Consider the following 14,367-nt stretch of genomic DNA (forward strand, 5'->3'; position numbering starts at 1 on the left):
ATGGACGGCATCTCCGGAGCGGGAACGCCGGCCCGTTCCGATCCGTCGACGCGGGGGACCCTGGTCATCGCGGAGCGGGCGATCGAGAAAGTGGCGAGCAACGCGGCCTCGAAGGTTCCGGGTGTCACCGGACCCTCCGGCGGGTTCCTCGGCCTCGGCGCCCGCCACAGCGATACGGCACGGCCGAAGGCCGATGTGCGGCTCAACGGGCTCATCGCGTCCCTTCGACTCGAGGTCGGCATCACCTACCCGGCGCCACTGAGGCAGACCAGCGAATTGCTGCGGCAGCGGGTCCGCGAGGAGGTCGCACGGATCTGCGGACTCGACGTCCGGCAGGTCGACATCGACATCGACACCCTCGCCGACCTCACGAGGAGCCAGGGCCGAAGGGAGTTGGCATGAGCCGCCCCGCCACCCCACCCCGCACAGTGCGGTCGTTGCACCGTCGGTCCAGCCGATCAGTTCCCGCAACGCTGACAGCACTGGTCCTCCTCTCGGCAGCGGTGGCCGGGACATGGGCCGGCATCACCCGGATCGTGACCGGCACCTGGCCGGAGGTCCTGAATTCGGGGCGCGAAGCCTCTGCTGCCCTGACCTGGAACAGCCCGGCCGTCGTCACGGCTGCGATCATGGCGACCCTCCTCGGACTGATCCTGCTGCTGGCGGCCCTGCTGCCGGGCCCGCACAGCACCGTCAGGCTGAACGGGCCCGATGGTCGCAGGGCCGGCAACTCCGAAGCGGTCCTTACGCGCCGCGGGCTCAGCAGGATCGCCGCAGCGCACATCGATCGCACCGACGGAGTCGACAGGAGCTCGGTGACGACGACCGCCCGGCGGATGGAGGTCAGCGTCCGCACACCACTGCATGACGCAGGCGATCTCGGCAACCGCCTCGAAGCGTCCCTCACCACCAAGCTGGATGACCTGGGGATCACGCCGAAACCCGTCGTCAGGGTGCGAGTCGGCACCACCAACGACTGATGCATCTGAGGCCGCTGCCCGACCGACGGCCCACCCACCGCTCACCAGGAGTCTTCGAGGGAAGAAGGAACTCATGAGGCAGACCGCCGGACGGCTCAATCGAACGTGGTTGGCCATCATCGGATTTCTGGTCCTGCTCCTCGGCGCGGCCGGGCTCCTGTTGGCCAGTGGGGCCGCGGCCGCCGTCACCGAGGTCCTGAACGCCGGGTTCACCCCCGCGCGACCCACGGACACGATCGTCCCGGCAGGACTCGACGAGGTCGTCGCTGCCGCAGCGACGCCCCTTGTCCTGACCGCCCTCGCCGTGCTCGTCGGATTCCTGGCGCTGCTGTGGCTCTTCGCCCAGGTCCCCCGCCGCCGCTCCGTGCGGACTTTTCGGCTGCACGACGGTGACGGAGCCGCCGGGTACACCCGGTGCGAGCCCAAGGTCCTCTCCGAAGCCGTCGAGAACCACGTGCTGCGACTTCCGGGAGTCACCGGAGCAGATGTGCTGCTCAGAGGAAGCGCCACCGAACCGGAGCTCAGCCTCACTGTCCGCGTCGAGGACCGTGCGGACGTGCAGGACGTGCTGCGCCTCATCCACACCGACGTGGCAGGAGACCTCGAAACGGCCCTCGAGACGTCTCTGGCTAACCTCGCCGTCTTGGTCACCGTCGGGAACCAGCGGCGCGACGAGAGAACGGCCGTCCTCTGAGCACGGCCTGATGACGTATCGGGGCCGTCCACGTCGACGGTGGTGATGGGTAGCAGGCCAAGGCCGGACAGTCCGGTTCTTCTCCGCTTATTCTCCGCGCCCATCCGGTGACTGTGCGGCCGCGGCGCGCCACTTCGCCCAGGGCCACATGCCGTCGATCTCCACCTCCAGCGAGAAGCTGAGGGCTATCCGGATCGCGACGATCCCGGCGAGCACCGCGACGCTCTGCGGGGTCTGGTCGACCAGGATGGTGCGGATGATGTCGGCGACGATCAGCACCTCCAACCCGAGGAGGATCGCGCGGCCCACATTGCGGCGCAACCGCTCGTACGCCTTCCCCCGGGCTTCCGGTCGGCGCATCGCCGGCACGGTGGCCACGAGGGCGAAGCCGGCGCCGACGATCATGATCAGCGCGCCCACGATCTCGATGACGATCACCCAGCCGGAGACGATCTCCTCAAACACGCTCGGTGTTCCTCGCCGGCGTGGCCGTTCCGGCAACGGGCTCACCGTCGACGCGCACGTCGACCTCCACGGCCGGGGGGCGTTGCAGCAGCTCGAGCAGGAGGACGGCGACCAGCGCGCCGAACGCGGTCCAGAGGGTCACCCCCGGTGTCAGCGGCCTCACCAACAGGACGATCGCGGCGCCGATCACGGCGATCCCGATCCGGATGTACCGGCGGGCCCGGTAGAGGAAGACACCGAACCGGCCGGTGGTCACGCCGTTGCTCTCCGCAGCGGCCCGTGCGCGTCCGGACGTGGCGACCGTGAGGCGGCGGATCGCCCGGGCGCCCTCGAACGGCCCGGCGAGGTAGGCGACGACGGCGGCCGTCACGCCGGCCACCCCGACCGCGAGGGCCGTCGAGTAGAGGAGGGGCACCAGGGTGTCGTAGATCGCCTCGGCCGCGCTCGACGGCATGTACTGCGGGGAGATGGCGTCGACCACGGCGATGCGTCCGATGGCCACCCCGAGGGCGAGGAACACCATCCCGATCGCCAGGGCGAGACCGGCCCAGATGAGTGCCCGGGCCTTCCTCCTCGCGACGAGGACACCGACGGCCAGGAGGGCGATACTCACCCACGGGAGTACGAAGCCGAGCACGTCGATCGCCTGGTAGGCGGTGCGGGCCTGGCCGAGCTCGTCGGACTGGGCGACGGCGATCGTGCGGTCGACCTCCGGGATGCGGTCGGCGAAAGCGAAGCCCTGGGCCGTGAGCTGGTCCTTCACGGCGGCGATGATGGGTCCGAGCTGGATGCCCACTTCGCCCGTGTCGCTGATCACGACGGCGCCGGAGGTGTCGCCGCTGAGGGCGGAGTTCAGCCCGGTGTGGCTGCGTCGGAGCGCCTGGTCCCAGACCTGTTCGAAACCGTCGGAGGCGATGAGCTGTTCCGTCGTGGACGTGATCAGCGATTGGGCGCCCTCCACCGCGGGTTGTTCGAGCAGCTGGAGCGCCTCGGCCGCCCGGGGCGGGAGGTCGAGGGTGGCGATCCCGTCGAACAGGTCGGACGTGATCGTCTCGAGGTCCACGCTCTCGTTCACCGCCGCGGTGATCTCGTCCACCAGGTATGCCTGGAAGGCCGGGTCGTCGATGAGCGGCGACACGGTCGCCACGAACTGGTCGGTGTTGGTGACTTCGGCCTTCGTCCACGCCGCGACGACGGCGATCGGCGCGAGGATCGCCCCGAGGAGGATCAGCAGGACGGCGAGGAACCCGCGCCCCCGCCCGGTCCGACGCGCACGCACAGGCGGCGGCGTGTCGACCTGCTCGGCGTGCAGCTGCGACTGCAGGCGGTCGACCTCCGCCGTCAGCCGGGCGATTTCCTGGTCTCGGGTCTCGGTGACATCCATGGGCACTTACCCTCTCGGATCGGACGGTGGCGTGGAGGCACGCCGGGGACGCGCGCCGGTGGCACCGGGGCGGCGAGGAGTCCGCCGACTCAGGATCGTCGGGGGGCGGAGACGGTCCCGTCACCGCTCCGCGACGATCCTGGCCGCAGCAGACCCGTCGGTCAGTCGGCGACGATGTCGCGTCCGTGCAGGGTGACGGCCCAGATGATGAAGATGTCGAGGGCAATGATGGTGAGGCTCCACAGCGGGTAGAAGGGCATCCACACGAAGCTCAGGATCACGCTGACGCAGGCCATGATGACGGCGACTGTCCTGGCCCAGACGGCACCCTGGAACAGCGCGGCCCCGGCGAGCACCACCAGGACACCGAGGATCAGGTGGACCCAGCCCCACGTGGTGATGTCGAGCTGGAGGACGTACTCGGGCAACACGATGTAGAACGTGTCGTTGAGGAGCGCGACGATGCCCTGGAAGGCATGGAAGGCGCCGGTCATGATCATCAGCATGCCGGCGACGACCGTCACGCCGACAGCCCCCGCGCTGGGCTGCTGTACCGGTCGGTCGGAGTCGGCGGTCGAAGTCCTGCTGTCGTGCACCATGGTGACTACTCCTTGGTCGTGCGTCCATGCGGACGCTTGGCTGCCGGTCCAGCCCTTGCGGGCACCCACCGTGACCTGACTGGAGCCGGGTCGCGCGAACCGTATGACATATCGAGAGTCCCGCATGGCAGGAGCAGCCACATCACCCCAGGATGGTGAGCACCGTGCCGGTTGTCGGCGGAACGATGCCCGATACACGACAGCCCACTTCGTCGCAATCATCCTTTCCTGATGATGCGGCGCCCGACAGGACGTACTAGCAGCGGAGAGGGTTCAGGCCTGCGAGAGGGCCTTGAACGCGCTCAGGGCACGCTCCCGGCTCTCCTTGAGGTCGACGATCGGCCCGGGGTAGCCCGGCGCCGCGCCCTTCCACGGCTCGTGCAGGTTCTCGGCGTCGGCCAGTTCGGGGACGAAGCGCAGGAGGTACCGGCCCTCCCGGTCGAACTTCCTGCCCTGCAGCACGGGGTTGAAGATCCGGAAGTAGGGGCTGGCGTCCGCCCCCGACCCGGCCACCCACTGCCAGCTCGCCGCGTTGCTCGCGGCGTCGGCATCGACGAGGCAGTCCCAGAACCACTGTTCGCCTACCCGCCAGTCGATCAGGAGGTTCTTGATCAGGAAGGAGGCCGTCGCCATGCGCACGCGGTTGTGCATCCATCCGATCTCCCACATCTGCCGCATACCGGCGTCGATCAGGGGGTAGCCCGTGCGTCCGCGCTGCCACGCCTCGAGCTCCGCCTGCGTGGACGTCTCCCAGGCGAAGGCGTTGAACTCGGGCCGGTAGTTCACGGTGGCGAGTTCGGGGTTGAAGTACAGGAGCTGCCAGCTGAACTCCCGCCAGCCGAGTTCGGACCCGAAGACGCGGATGTCCTCCGCCGTCGAACCGTCCCTGGAGTCCTGTGCGGCGTGCCAGACCTCGAACGGGCTGATCTCGCCGAACCGCAGGTGGGGGGAGAGCATGCTGGTGCCCTGGACCGCGGGGAAGTCGCGCTTGTCCTTGTAGCCGTGGGCGGCCCCGTCGAGGAAGTCGTCGAGGCGGGCGTGGGCTCCGGCCTCACCCGGGGTCCAGGTCTCCCGCAGGCCCTGGGCCCAGTCGGGCGCCGTCGGGAGCAGCCCCCAGTCGTCGAGGTCCTCCGACGCCAGCTGCGGGCCCCGGAGGGACGCCGGCGCCGGCAGGGGCGTACGGGGGGTGCGGAAGGCGAGGCAGGCCCTCCAGAAGGGGGTGAACACCTTGTAGGCCTCGCCGGCGCCGGACCTCACCTCCCACGGTTCGTACATGAGGTTGGCCTGGAAGCTGGCGGCATCGACGCCCTGTTCCGTGAGCGATTCCTTCAGCGCCGCGTCGACGGTCCGTTCGGCCAGGCCGTAGCGCCGGTTCCAGAGGACCGTCTCCGCCGAGGACTCCTCGACGAGTCGCGGGAGGACCTCCGCCGCCGCACCCCGTCGGAGCACGAGGGGGATCCCGAGCTCGCCGAGGGACGCGGCGAGGGCCGTGAGCGAGTGGTGGAGCCACCAGCGGGACGCACCGCCCAGTGGGCGGATGCCATCGGTGCGCTCGTCCAGCACATAGCAGGCGACGACGTCGTCCCCCTGCTCCGCCGCCCGGGCGAGGGCCGGATTGTCGGAGACCCGGAGGTCGTCGCGGAACCACACCAGAGTCACAGCCATGCGCCCCAATCTACCGGCGGGGTCCGACAGTCCGGGCTGCGGACGCACGAGGGGACCGCAGCCCCTGGGCTGCGGTCCCCTCGTGCTCCAGCCGGACAGTGGCCGGACGACCGGTAACCGGTCGGGCACCGGTCAGTAGGTGGTCTCGCTCCTCGACGCCGGCGTGCCGGTGGCGTCCGTGCCGTCCTCCGCGCCCTGGCCGATCGCGGACCGCGTGCCGGACCCGGACTTCAGCGCGGCAAGGCGCGCCTCGATCTCGGTCTGCTCGCCGAGGTCCTCGAGGCTCTCGAACTGGGCGTCCAGGCTCGACGACGCGAGTTCCTGCTGACCGCGGACCCGGGCCTCCTCCCGGCGGATCTTCTCCTCAAAGCGACCCACCTCGCTGGTCGGGTCCATGAAGTCGATGCTCTTGACGGCGTCGTGCACCTGCTGCTGGGCCTGCGCGGTGCGCGACCGTGCGATCAGCTGGTCGCGCTTGACCGTCAGCTCGTTGAGCTTGACCCTCATCTGGTTGAGGCCGTCCTTGAGCTTCTCGACGATCTCCGTCTGGGAGGCGATCGTCGGTTCGGCGCCCTTGGCCTCGTTCTCCGAGGACATCTGGCGCTGGATGGCGACCTTGGCGAGGTTGTCGAACTTCTGGGCGTCGACGGTGTCGCCCGAAGCGCGGTACTCATCGGCCTTGCGCGACGCCGCGAGCGCCTTGTTGCCCCAGCTGCGGGCGTTCTCGATGTCCTCGTTGTAGTCGTCCTGCATCATCCGCAGGTTGCCGATCGTCTGGGCGATGGCGCTCTCCGCCTCGGCGATGCTGTTGGTGAAGTCGCGGACCATCTGGTCGAGCATCTTCTGCGGATCCTCCGCCTGGTCCAGCAACGCATTGATGTTCGCCCGCGTGAGCTGGGCGATCCTGCCGAATATCGACTGCTTTACCATTGATTTCCCTTTCGATTCTGCGAATGGTCCTTGTGTCCTGCTCGGGCAGGGGCGCAGCGGCTAGAAGTCGCCGCCGCCGCCTCCGAAGTCGCCGAAGCCACCGCCACCTCCGCCGAAGCCGCCGAAGCCGCCCCCGCCGAAGCTACCGCCGTCGCCCCCGAAACCGCCACCGAAGCCGCCGCCGTCGTGGTGCCCGCCGCCGAATCCGCCGCCGTTGAGCAGGCCGCCGAGCAGGATGCCGCCGAGCAGGGCGCCGCCCATCCCGTCGCCGCCGCGGCCTCCGTACCGGCCACCCATTCCCATCCCGCCGCCGAAACCGTCCACGTCCTGCTCCGCGAGCTGCGCCGCCTGCTCGGCGAGCATCGTCGCCTGCTGGGCGTGGGACAGCGCGGTCACCGGGTCGGAGCGTTGGAGGTCGACGGCATAGTCGAGATTGCGCTCGGCCTCGGCCAGGCGCGTCCGGGCCTCGCTGCCGACGCCGCCGCGACGTGCGCGGATGTAATCGGCGGTCCCCGAGATGCTCGACTGCGCCGTGATCAGCGCGTGCTGGAGGGCGTCCTGGGCGCGCCGGGTGTTCTCCGCCTGGTCGCGCACGCCGCCGAGCGCGGCGTCGAGCTGTGCGTGCGCCGCCTCGAGGCGCTGCAGCAGCGCCAGCGGATTGCTGCGTCCGTTCTGACGCTCCTGCCGCACCGTCGACACAGCAGACTGCAGTGCCGCGATCGGCCCGGCGAGGTCCCGGTACTGACCGGTGCGGTCCATGGCCTGGGCCTGCGCCAGGTCCTGCTCGCTGTCGGGGAGCGCGCGCTCGAGCTCGCGCTCGGCCGCGGCGAGTTCCTCGGCCCGCTTGTCGATGGCGTCCAGCAGGACCGTGCTCTGGTGGACGGATTCCTCGGCGGCGCGGACGGCGACGACGGCACGCCCGGTGTCTCCCTCGGCCATCCGCGACTGCGCCTCCGTTGCCGCGCTGCCGACGAAGGCGAGGCGTTCACGGGCCTGCTCGATGTTGTCGGAGACCTGGGTGGTGGCCGTCTCGAGGTACCGGCCCTGGAGGGTCGTCAGGGTCTGTTCGGCCGCGGAGAACCGCGTTCGGGCGGCGTCGGCGGCGGCCTGCGCGCGGAGCAGGGCGTCGGGCGCGTTCCGCTCGAGTTCGCGCAGCGCGTCGAAGTCCTCCTTGTGTTCCTGCAGCGAGGCGTTCACGTCCTCGCAGCGCCGGATGATCTCCCCGAGCCACTGGCGCTGCTGCTGCTCCGTGTCGGGGATGTGGTCGTCGAGCTGCTGCTGGAGCTTGAAGGACTCACCCATGTGCTGCTTCGCCGCCGCGATGTCCTGCGCGAACGTGGCGATGGCCTCGGCCCCGTACTGCGCCTCGGCGAAACCGAGCTCCTGCTCGCTGGACTTGATGGCGTCGTCGGCGGCGATGAGGAGGGAGCCCGCCCGCTTGCGCAGCTCCTCCACGCTCAATGCCGCGAGCGGGTCCACGATCTCGCCCTCCGCGGACGGCACCGGCCCGTAGCCGTATTCCTCGCGCTTGCGCTGGGCACTGCCGGCGCCGCGGTTCTTGAGCAGCAGGTACCCGCCGGCCCCCGCGACGGCGACGAGCCCGCCGACGAGGACGAGGCCGCCGAGGCCGCTGCCGCCGTCGGACGCGCCGCCGTCCGGTGCGGTCCCGCCGTTCGAGGTCCCGCCGGCGAGCGCCTGGTCGATCCCCTCCACCGCCGCGAGGCCGCCGCCCAGCCAGTCGTCGACGGCCAGTTCCGGGATGACGTAGTCGTTGCGGATCTCCTGCACCGAGGAGAAGACCCCGGACTGCTCTCCCGCCACGAGGCCCACGTCGCGCTGCTCCACCGCGACGGCGAGGACGGCCTCGTCGGCCGACGAGGCGTTCGCGACCGCCACCTCCTCCGCCCACTGCACATCGTTGCTCGGGTTCTCGAACGTGTCGACGTAGGCCACGCGCAAGGTGAAGCCCTGCGAGGACTGCAGGTCGGCGATGGCGGCTTCGAGCTCGGCCTCTTCCTCGGCGCTGAGGACCCCGGCGTTGTCGATCACGTAGTCCCCGGACGGGAACGTGACCGGCTCGTCGGCGAAGGCCGCCGTCCCCGAGACCAGCGGGATCGCCACGACGGCGCCCAGGACAGCAGAGGCGCGGCTGCGCCTGCTCATTCTTCGCATCTTCGACCCTTCAGCACGTCCTCCGGACCTGCCGGTCCCAGGACTGAGGCCGGTGGATGCCGGAGGCTCCCTGTCTTCCCGATTCTAGGGTTGGGGTGGGGGAGCGTCCACCACCGCCACCTATGCCCCTAGCGAAAGGCGTGCGCCCGTGAACGGCCGACCGCGGGGCACAGCGCGCGCCCCGGCCGGGGGATCGGTGGATACTGGGGTAGGCCCCGTCGGGCGGAGCAGCGCGGCCGCACATCTCCAGCGGCTTCCCAGACGCCGTACAGCGAACGTAGGCGGAAAGCTCAGCGTGAGCCGACATGATGTGGTCAACAGCAACGAAAGGACCCCCATGAACGAGCAGCCGGTCACCCCGGATCGTCCCCTGCCGCCCGCGCCGCAGAGCCCGCCGTCCTCGGGGCCGGGCGTGTCCCGCCCCGTGACGGAGACCCAGCCGATCGCGGGACCGCCCACCGCGCAGCAGGCTCCCCACCCCGCCTACGCGGGACACCAGCCGTTCTACGGCGAGCAGAACCCGGGCTACGGGAACGCTGGGCCGGGTCCCGCGGGTCGCCGGGGCGCCGGGGCGCGTACGCGGGTGGGCCTGGCGACCTTCGCCGCCGGTGTGCTCGCTGCAGGACTGGTGGGCGGCGGCGTGGCGGCAGCGGGCCTCAACGCCCTCGACGACGGACCGGCCGCCGGGATCTCCCAGGCGGCGCCCGAGTCGATCGTGGTGAACAACACCGACGACGTCAACACCATCACCGGGGCGGCCGTCAAGGCGTCGCCGAGCGTGGTCACGCTCGCTGTCAGCGGCGGCAGTTCCGGCGGCTCCGGCTCCGGCATCATCCTGGACACCGACGGGCACATCCTCACGAACACGCACGTGGTGACCCTCGGCGGCCAGGTCTCGGACCCCACCGTGGAGGTCAAGCTGAACGACGGGCGGGTCTTCCCCGCGACCGTCGTCGGGACGGACCCGCTGAGCGACCTCGCCGTCGTCAAGATCGACGCGCCGGACCTCACCGCCGCGACCCTCGGCGACTCGGACGAACTCAACGTCGGAGACACGGCGATCGCCATCGGTGCGCCGCTCGGCCTCAGCGGCACGGTGACGGACGGCATCGTCTCGACCCTGAACCGGACCATCAGCGTCGCGTCCTCCGCCGTGCCGGAGGAACAGCCGGACAGCGCACAGTCCGACGACGGTGAGAGCTTCGACTTCCTTCCCCCGGGCGGCTCCGGCGGGCAGCAGCCGCAGTCGCAGGGGTCCATCTACCTCAACGTGATCCAGACCGACGCCGCCATCAACCAGGGCAATTCGGGCGGTGCGCTGGTGGACGCGGACGGCCGGATCATCGGCGTGAACGTCGCCATCGCCTCGGGTGGGTCCGGGGGCTCCGGGGAGTCCACGGGCAACATCGGCGTGGGTTTCTCCATCCCGATCAACTACGCCGACCGCATCGCACGCGAGATCATTGCCGAGGGGGAGGCGACGCACGGCTTCCTCGGAGTCAGCGTCACCCCGGCGGGGAGCGACGGGTCCCAGAGCGCGTCCACCTTCTCGTCCGGAGCGCTCGTCGAACGGGTCGAGCCGGGATCGCCGGCGGAGGACGCCGGACTGCAGGCCGGCGACGTGATCACCAAGGTGGACACCTACACCATCAGCGATCCGCAGTCCCTCACCGCGGCCGTCCGCATCCAGCCGGTCGGGCAGCAGGTGCCGCTCGAGGTGGTGCGCGACGGCGCGTCGCGGACGGTGGACGTGACGCTGGCCCAGGCCCCGACGCCGTAGCGCCCCTGACGCCGCCGGAGCGGGTCGACGGAAGAGGAGATCGACGGCAGCAGGAGGCGGTCCCGGAGCAGGGGCCGCCTCCCGTTCGTTGGAGGAGCGGGAGCGTCCGCGATCGCCGTCGGCGCCGCCCCGCGACCGGCGCCCCCCTGTGGTTAGCTAGTCGATGGGAAGATTCCCGGACGAGGAAGGTCATTCATGGACGAGGCCACAGCAAGCGGACTGCGCATCGCGGTCCTGGTGAAGCATGTTCCGGACGCCCAGTTCGATCGCCACATCAGCGGCGACGACCTGACGACGGTCCGTGCGGAGAGCATCCTCTCGGAGCTCGACGAGTACGCGCTCGAAGCGGCCCTCCAGCTCGTCGAGGCCCACGGGGGCGCGGCGGCCGGGCACCGCGTCACAGCGGTCACGATGGGCCCCGCGGCCGCGGTGAACGCCGTCAAGAAGTCCCTCCAGATCGGCGCGGACGACGGCGTCCACCTGACCGACGACGCCCTCACCGGCTCCGACGCCTCTGCCACCTCCCGGGCGCTCGCGGCCCTCGTGCAGCACGTCGGCCCCTTCGACCTCGTCCTCACCGGGATGGCCTCCACGGACGGCGAGACCTCCCTCGTCCCGGCGCAGCTGGCCGAACGGCTGGGACTGCCCCAGGTGACCTTCGCGGCGTCGCTCGACCTGACGCCCGGCGACGGCGGCTGGACGATCGCCGCGCGGCGGGACAGCGACACCTATGCGGAGACCATCGAGGCCCCGCTGCCGGCCCTGGTGTCGGTGACCGACCAGATCAATGATCCCCGCTACCCGAACTTCAAGGGCATCATGGCGGCGAAGAAGAAGCAGATCCAGGTCCTGTCCCTGACGGACATCGGCCTGGGACCGGACGAGGTCGGGTTCGCCGGATCCTGGACGACGGTCGAGGCGGCCGCTCCGAGGCCGCCCCGCAGCCAGGGCGTCGTGATCACCGACGAAGGCGACGCCGGCATCCGGCTCGTCGACTTCCTCGCCGGCCAGAAGCTCCTCTGACCGGTGCCCGCCCACTCGTCCGTTCCTTCCAGGAGGGTTCCCTCATGACCTCGGTCCTCGTGTTCCTCGACCACCCCGCAGCGAGTCTCGCCAAGAGCGAGCGCGAACTCCTCTCCCTCGCCGCCTCCCTCGGCGACGTCGCCGTCGCCCTCGCGGACGAGACGGGCCAGGCCTACCTCGACGGCGTCGGGTCCTACGGCGTGCAGCGGTACTACCGCCCGGAGGACACCGCCGTGTCGGAGGTGCTCGTGGCAGGGAAGGCCGCGTTCCTCGCCGAGGCCGTGCGGGCCTCCGACGCCGGGATCGTGCTGCTCGGCAACTCCTACGAGTCCAAGGAGATCGCCGCCCGGCTGGGCATCAAGCTCGATTCGGGGGTCATCACGGACGTCGTGTCGCTGGACGCGGATCTGACCGCGACGAAGTCGGATTTCGCCGGCTCCTACACCGTGCACTGCCGGGTGACCACCGGCATCACCATCCTCACCGTGAAGCCGAACAGCTTCGAGGCGGTGGAGGCCGGCGCCCCGTCGTCCCCGGAGGAGGTCCGCCTGGCCGTCGAGCCCCCCCGGGCCGCTGCGCGCATCACGGGTCGGGTGGAGAAGCCGGCCAGCGGCCGGCCCGAGCTGACGGAGGCCCGGGTGATCGTCGCCGGCGGTCGCGGCGTGGACGGCGACTTCGGCCCGCTGGAGGACCTCGCGGACGCGCTCGGCGGGGCGGTCGGCGCGTCGCGTGCCGCCACCGACGCCGGGTGGATCGAGCATTCCGCGCAGATCGGCCAGACCGGCAAGACCGTCTCCCCCCAGCTCTACATCTCCGCGGGCATCTCGGGGGCCATCCAGCAGAAGGCCGGGATGCAGACCTCGAAGGTGATCGTCGCCGTCAACAAGGACGCCGATTCCCCCATCTTCGAGATCGCCGATTTCGGGATCGTCGGCGACCTGACCACGGTGCTGCCGCAGGCCACCGAGGAGATCCGGAAGCGCGGGCTGTAGCGGGTGCCGATCACAGCCCCGTCCGGGCAGCCCGGACGCGTCCTCGTCTTCGCCGCCCACCCGGACGACATCGACTTCGGGGCGTCCGCCACGATCGCGCGGTGGACCGTCGCGGGGGTGGAGGTCAGCTACTGCATCCTCACGGACGGCGACGCCGGGGGGTTCTCGGACGAGGACCGTCCCGGACTCGCCGCCCTCCGCCGCGAGGAGCAGGTCGCAGCGGCAGCGCTGGTGGGCGTCACGGACGTGACCTTCCTGGGCGAGCCCGACGGCTATCTCCAGCCGACCGACGGCGTCCTCCGGGAGATCGTGCGGCGCATGCGTCAGGTCCGCCCGGACATCGTCCTCTCCATGCACCCCGAGCGCAGCTGGGACCGGATCCAGAAGAGTCATCCGGACCACCTCGCCTGCGGGGAGGCCGTCACGCGCGCCGTCTATCCGGCCGTCGAGAACCCCTTCGCCTATCCGGAACTCGAGGCGGCGGGACTCCGGAGCTTCCGCGTCCCCTGGCTGTGGTTCTACGGCGGGCCCGCGCATCTCGAGAACCGGTTCGTCGACGTCACGGGGGCCGAGGACCTCAAGCTCGCCGCGATCGGTGCCCATCGGAGCCAGCATCCCGACGTCGAGCGGATGCGGTCCAGGGTCCGGGACATCCTCCGGGACAACGCGCGTCGCGGCGGCCTGCCCGAGGGCAGCAGCGCCGAGTCCTTCCACGTGGTGGGCATCAACACCGACGAGACGATCGCGGGCTTCTAGCCGCCCCCGGACGCAGGAGGACCCCGGCGAACCGATCGCCGGGGTCCTCCTGCGTTCCTGCTCCCGCCGGTCAGGCCCCGAGCGGGATCTGGGCGACGATCGGCAGGGTGGGCGTCGCGGACCCGCCGTCGGGCTCGACGGTGATCGCGATCGCGCTGAAGCCGCCGATGTCCTCGAGTTCCGTGACCTTCGTCCCGGCGACGTCCTCCCCGGTCATCGTGCCGACGGACACCGGATCGGTCCCGTCCTCGGGGATCCGCCACATCTGGTAGACGTACCCGGGATCCGGCGCCGGGACCCCGCTGAGCGTGACCACGGCCGCGTTCTCCTCGCCGGAGACCGCGAGTGCCGCCGTCCCGCCGGGCGCGAGGGCGAGCCGGGCCGTCCGGACGTCCGAGGCCTGGAGGACCTGCTCCTGCAGGGTGGTCTGCTGGAGGGTCTGGGCGATGGTCACCCCGCCGGCGGCCAGGACGACGGCGGCAGCGGCCGCAGCCACCCAGCGCGCGGCGCGGGAGGACATCGAGGCCCTGGCCGTTCGGCGCCTCGCCAGCTCGTCCGCGGCGTCCGGCCCGGTGCCGCCGGCGACCGAACGGCCGGCCGGGGCAGCCGGACCGGGTCCGGCCGTCGTCGGGTCAGCGGCGTCGGAGGCCCCGGGGAGCCTGGCGACGATGCGTTCGAAGAGATCGGCCGGGGGATCCATCGGCGTGCTGGCATAGGTGGTCGTCACCGTCTCCCGGCACGTCCGGACGCGCTCTCGGAACGTCGCGTGGACGGCCGGGTCTACGTCCGCGAGGAACGCATCGATGATGCGGCGTTCGTCCGCGCTGATGGCGTCGAGCGCGTAGAGTTCGGCCCACTCGAGGACGTGGCCCCGGGCGAGGTCCGTGCCGAGGTCGTCGGCGAATTGTCGGTTCATATCCTTGTCCT

Annotated in this window: 14 protein-coding genes; 7 read left to right on the top strand and 7 right to left on the bottom strand. The window is 70.9% G+C overall.

All coding sequences use genetic code 11. From position 1 onward, the window contains the following. From ACSGDB_RS06355 to ACSGDB_RS06365, 3 genes are all read left to right on the top strand, one after another. On the top strand, window positions 1–402 hold the full coding sequence (locus tag ACSGDB_RS06355; protein ID WP_434993644.1) for an Asp23/Gls24 family envelope stress response protein: 402 nt from the start codon (window positions 1–3) through the stop codon (window positions 400–402). Between the two features lie 101 nt (window positions 403–503). Next, complete coding sequence (locus ACSGDB_RS06360) at window positions 504–980, top strand: DUF6286 domain-containing protein (protein ID WP_434993645.1); 477 nt, start codon at window positions 504–506, stop codon at window positions 978–980. A gap of 73 nt (window positions 981–1,053) precedes the next feature. Continuing rightward, window positions 1,054–1,674, top strand: coding sequence for a hypothetical protein (locus tag ACSGDB_RS06365; RefSeq protein ID WP_434993646.1), 621 nt, complete (start codon window positions 1,054–1,056; stop codon window positions 1,672–1,674). Window positions 1,675–1,761: 87 nt separating this feature from the next. Here ACSGDB_RS06365 and ACSGDB_RS06370 read toward each other — a convergent pair whose 3' ends face one another. The 6 genes from ACSGDB_RS06370 to ACSGDB_RS06395 form a co-directional block, all read right to left on the bottom strand. Beyond that, window positions 1,762–2,139: a DUF1622 domain-containing protein gene (locus ACSGDB_RS06370; protein WP_434993647.1), complete on the bottom strand. Its 378-nt coding sequence runs from the start codon at window positions 2,137–2,139 to the stop codon at window positions 1,762–1,764. Continuing rightward, window positions 2,132–3,523, bottom strand: coding sequence for a hypothetical protein (locus ACSGDB_RS06375; RefSeq protein WP_434993648.1), 1,392 nt, complete (start codon window positions 3,521–3,523; stop codon window positions 2,132–2,134). Before ACSGDB_RS06375 ends, ACSGDB_RS06370 begins: the two co-directional genes overlap by 8 nt. A 161-nt stretch (window positions 3,524–3,684) precedes the next feature. Continuing rightward, window positions 3,685–4,122 (bottom strand): DUF7144 family membrane protein, encoded by a 438-nt coding sequence (locus tag ACSGDB_RS06380; protein ID WP_434993649.1) that lies wholly within the window; start codon window positions 4,120–4,122, stop codon window positions 3,685–3,687. Window positions 4,123–4,395: 273 nt separating this feature from the next. After that, complete coding sequence (locus tag ACSGDB_RS06385) at window positions 4,396–5,787, bottom strand: cryptochrome/photolyase family protein (protein ID WP_434993650.1); 1,392 nt, start codon at window positions 5,785–5,787, stop codon at window positions 4,396–4,398. A gap of 132 nt (window positions 5,788–5,919) precedes the next feature. Then, window positions 5,920–6,717 carry a PspA/IM30 family protein gene (locus ACSGDB_RS06390; RefSeq protein ID WP_434993651.1) on the bottom strand — a complete coding sequence of 266 codons (798 nt, stop codon included), beginning with the start codon at window positions 6,715–6,717 and terminating at the stop codon, window positions 5,920–5,922. A gap of 60 nt (window positions 6,718–6,777) precedes the next feature. Further along, window positions 6,778–8,880, bottom strand: a complete 2,103-nt coding sequence (locus ACSGDB_RS06395) for a TPM domain-containing protein (protein WP_434993652.1) — start codon at window positions 8,878–8,880, stop codon at window positions 6,778–6,780. 346 nt (window positions 8,881–9,226) lie between these two features. Between ACSGDB_RS06395 and ACSGDB_RS06400 the strand changes: the two genes are divergently transcribed. The 4 genes from ACSGDB_RS06400 to ACSGDB_RS06415 all read left to right on the top strand — a co-directional run bounded on the left by ACSGDB_RS06400 (window position 9,227) and on the right by ACSGDB_RS06415 (window position 13,440). After that, on the top strand, window positions 9,227–10,669 hold the full coding sequence (locus ACSGDB_RS06400; RefSeq protein ID WP_434993653.1) for a S1C family serine protease: 1,443 nt from the start codon (window positions 9,227–9,229) through the stop codon (window positions 10,667–10,669). A 195-nt stretch (window positions 10,670–10,864) separates the two neighbouring features. Beyond that, window positions 10,865–11,692, top strand: coding sequence for an electron transfer flavoprotein subunit beta/FixA family protein (locus tag ACSGDB_RS06405; RefSeq protein WP_434993655.1), 828 nt, complete (start codon window positions 10,865–10,867; stop codon window positions 11,690–11,692). 44 nt (window positions 11,693–11,736) lie between these two features. Continuing rightward, window positions 11,737–12,684 (top strand): electron transfer flavoprotein subunit alpha/FixB family protein, encoded by a 948-nt coding sequence (locus tag ACSGDB_RS06410; RefSeq protein ID WP_434993656.1) that lies wholly within the window; start codon window positions 11,737–11,739, stop codon window positions 12,682–12,684. A gap of 3 nt (window positions 12,685–12,687) precedes the next feature. Beyond that, the gene (locus tag ACSGDB_RS06415; RefSeq protein WP_434993657.1) at window positions 12,688–13,440 is read left to right on the top strand and encodes a PIG-L deacetylase family protein; all 753 of its coding nucleotides are present in this window, start codon (window positions 12,688–12,690) and stop codon (window positions 13,438–13,440) included. 70 nt (window positions 13,441–13,510) lie between these two features. Here the strand turns inward: ACSGDB_RS06415 and ACSGDB_RS06420 are convergent, their stop codons facing one another. Then, window positions 13,511–14,356, bottom strand: a complete 846-nt coding sequence (locus tag ACSGDB_RS06420) for an anti-sigma factor (RefSeq protein ID WP_434993658.1) — start codon at window positions 14,354–14,356, stop codon at window positions 13,511–13,513. Window positions 14,357–14,367 lie beyond the last annotated feature (11 nt).

The sequence above is a fragment of the Arthrobacter sp. Ld5 genome, assembly GCF_051172775.1.
Classification (GTDB): Bacteria; Actinomycetota; Actinomycetes; order Actinomycetales; family Micrococcaceae; genus Arthrobacter_D.

Excerpts from the sequence above, each read along its gene's own strand:
- ACSGDB_RS06365 (WP_434993646.1), top strand. The coding sequence starts at position 1,054 with ATGAGGCAGACCGCCGGACGGCTCAATCGAACGTGGTTGGCCATCATC.
- ACSGDB_RS06385 (WP_434993650.1), bottom strand. The coding sequence starts at position 5,787 with ATGGCTGTGACTCTGGTGTGGTTCCGCGACGACCTCCGGGTCTCCGAC.
- ACSGDB_RS06410 (WP_434993656.1), top strand. The coding sequence starts at position 11,737 with ATGACCTCGGTCCTCGTGTTCCTCGACCACCCCGCAGCGAGTCTCGCC.
- ACSGDB_RS06390 (WP_434993651.1), bottom strand. The coding sequence starts at position 6,717 with ATGGTAAAGCAGTCGATATTCGGCAGGATCGCCCAGCTCACGCGGGCG.
- ACSGDB_RS06400 (WP_434993653.1), top strand. The coding sequence starts at position 9,227 with ATGAACGAGCAGCCGGTCACCCCGGATCGTCCCCTGCCGCCCGCGCCG.
- ACSGDB_RS06405 (WP_434993655.1), top strand. The coding sequence starts at position 10,865 with ATGGACGAGGCCACAGCAAGCGGACTGCGCATCGCGGTCCTGGTGAAG.
- ACSGDB_RS06375 (WP_434993648.1), bottom strand. The coding sequence starts at position 3,523 with ATGGATGTCACCGAGACCCGAGACCAGGAAATCGCCCGGCTGACGGCG.
- ACSGDB_RS06355 (WP_434993644.1), top strand. The coding sequence starts at position 1 with ATGGACGGCATCTCCGGAGCGGGAACGCCGGCCCGTTCCGATCCGTCG.
- ACSGDB_RS06395 (WP_434993652.1), bottom strand. The coding sequence starts at position 8,880 with ATGAGCAGGCGCAGCCGCGCCTCTGCTGTCCTGGGCGCCGTCGTGGCG.
- ACSGDB_RS06380 (WP_434993649.1), bottom strand. The coding sequence starts at position 4,122 with ATGGTGCACGACAGCAGGACTTCGACCGCCGACTCCGACCGACCGGTA.
- ACSGDB_RS06420 (WP_434993658.1), bottom strand. The coding sequence starts at position 14,356 with ATGAACCGACAATTCGCCGACGACCTCGGCACGGACCTCGCCCGGGGC.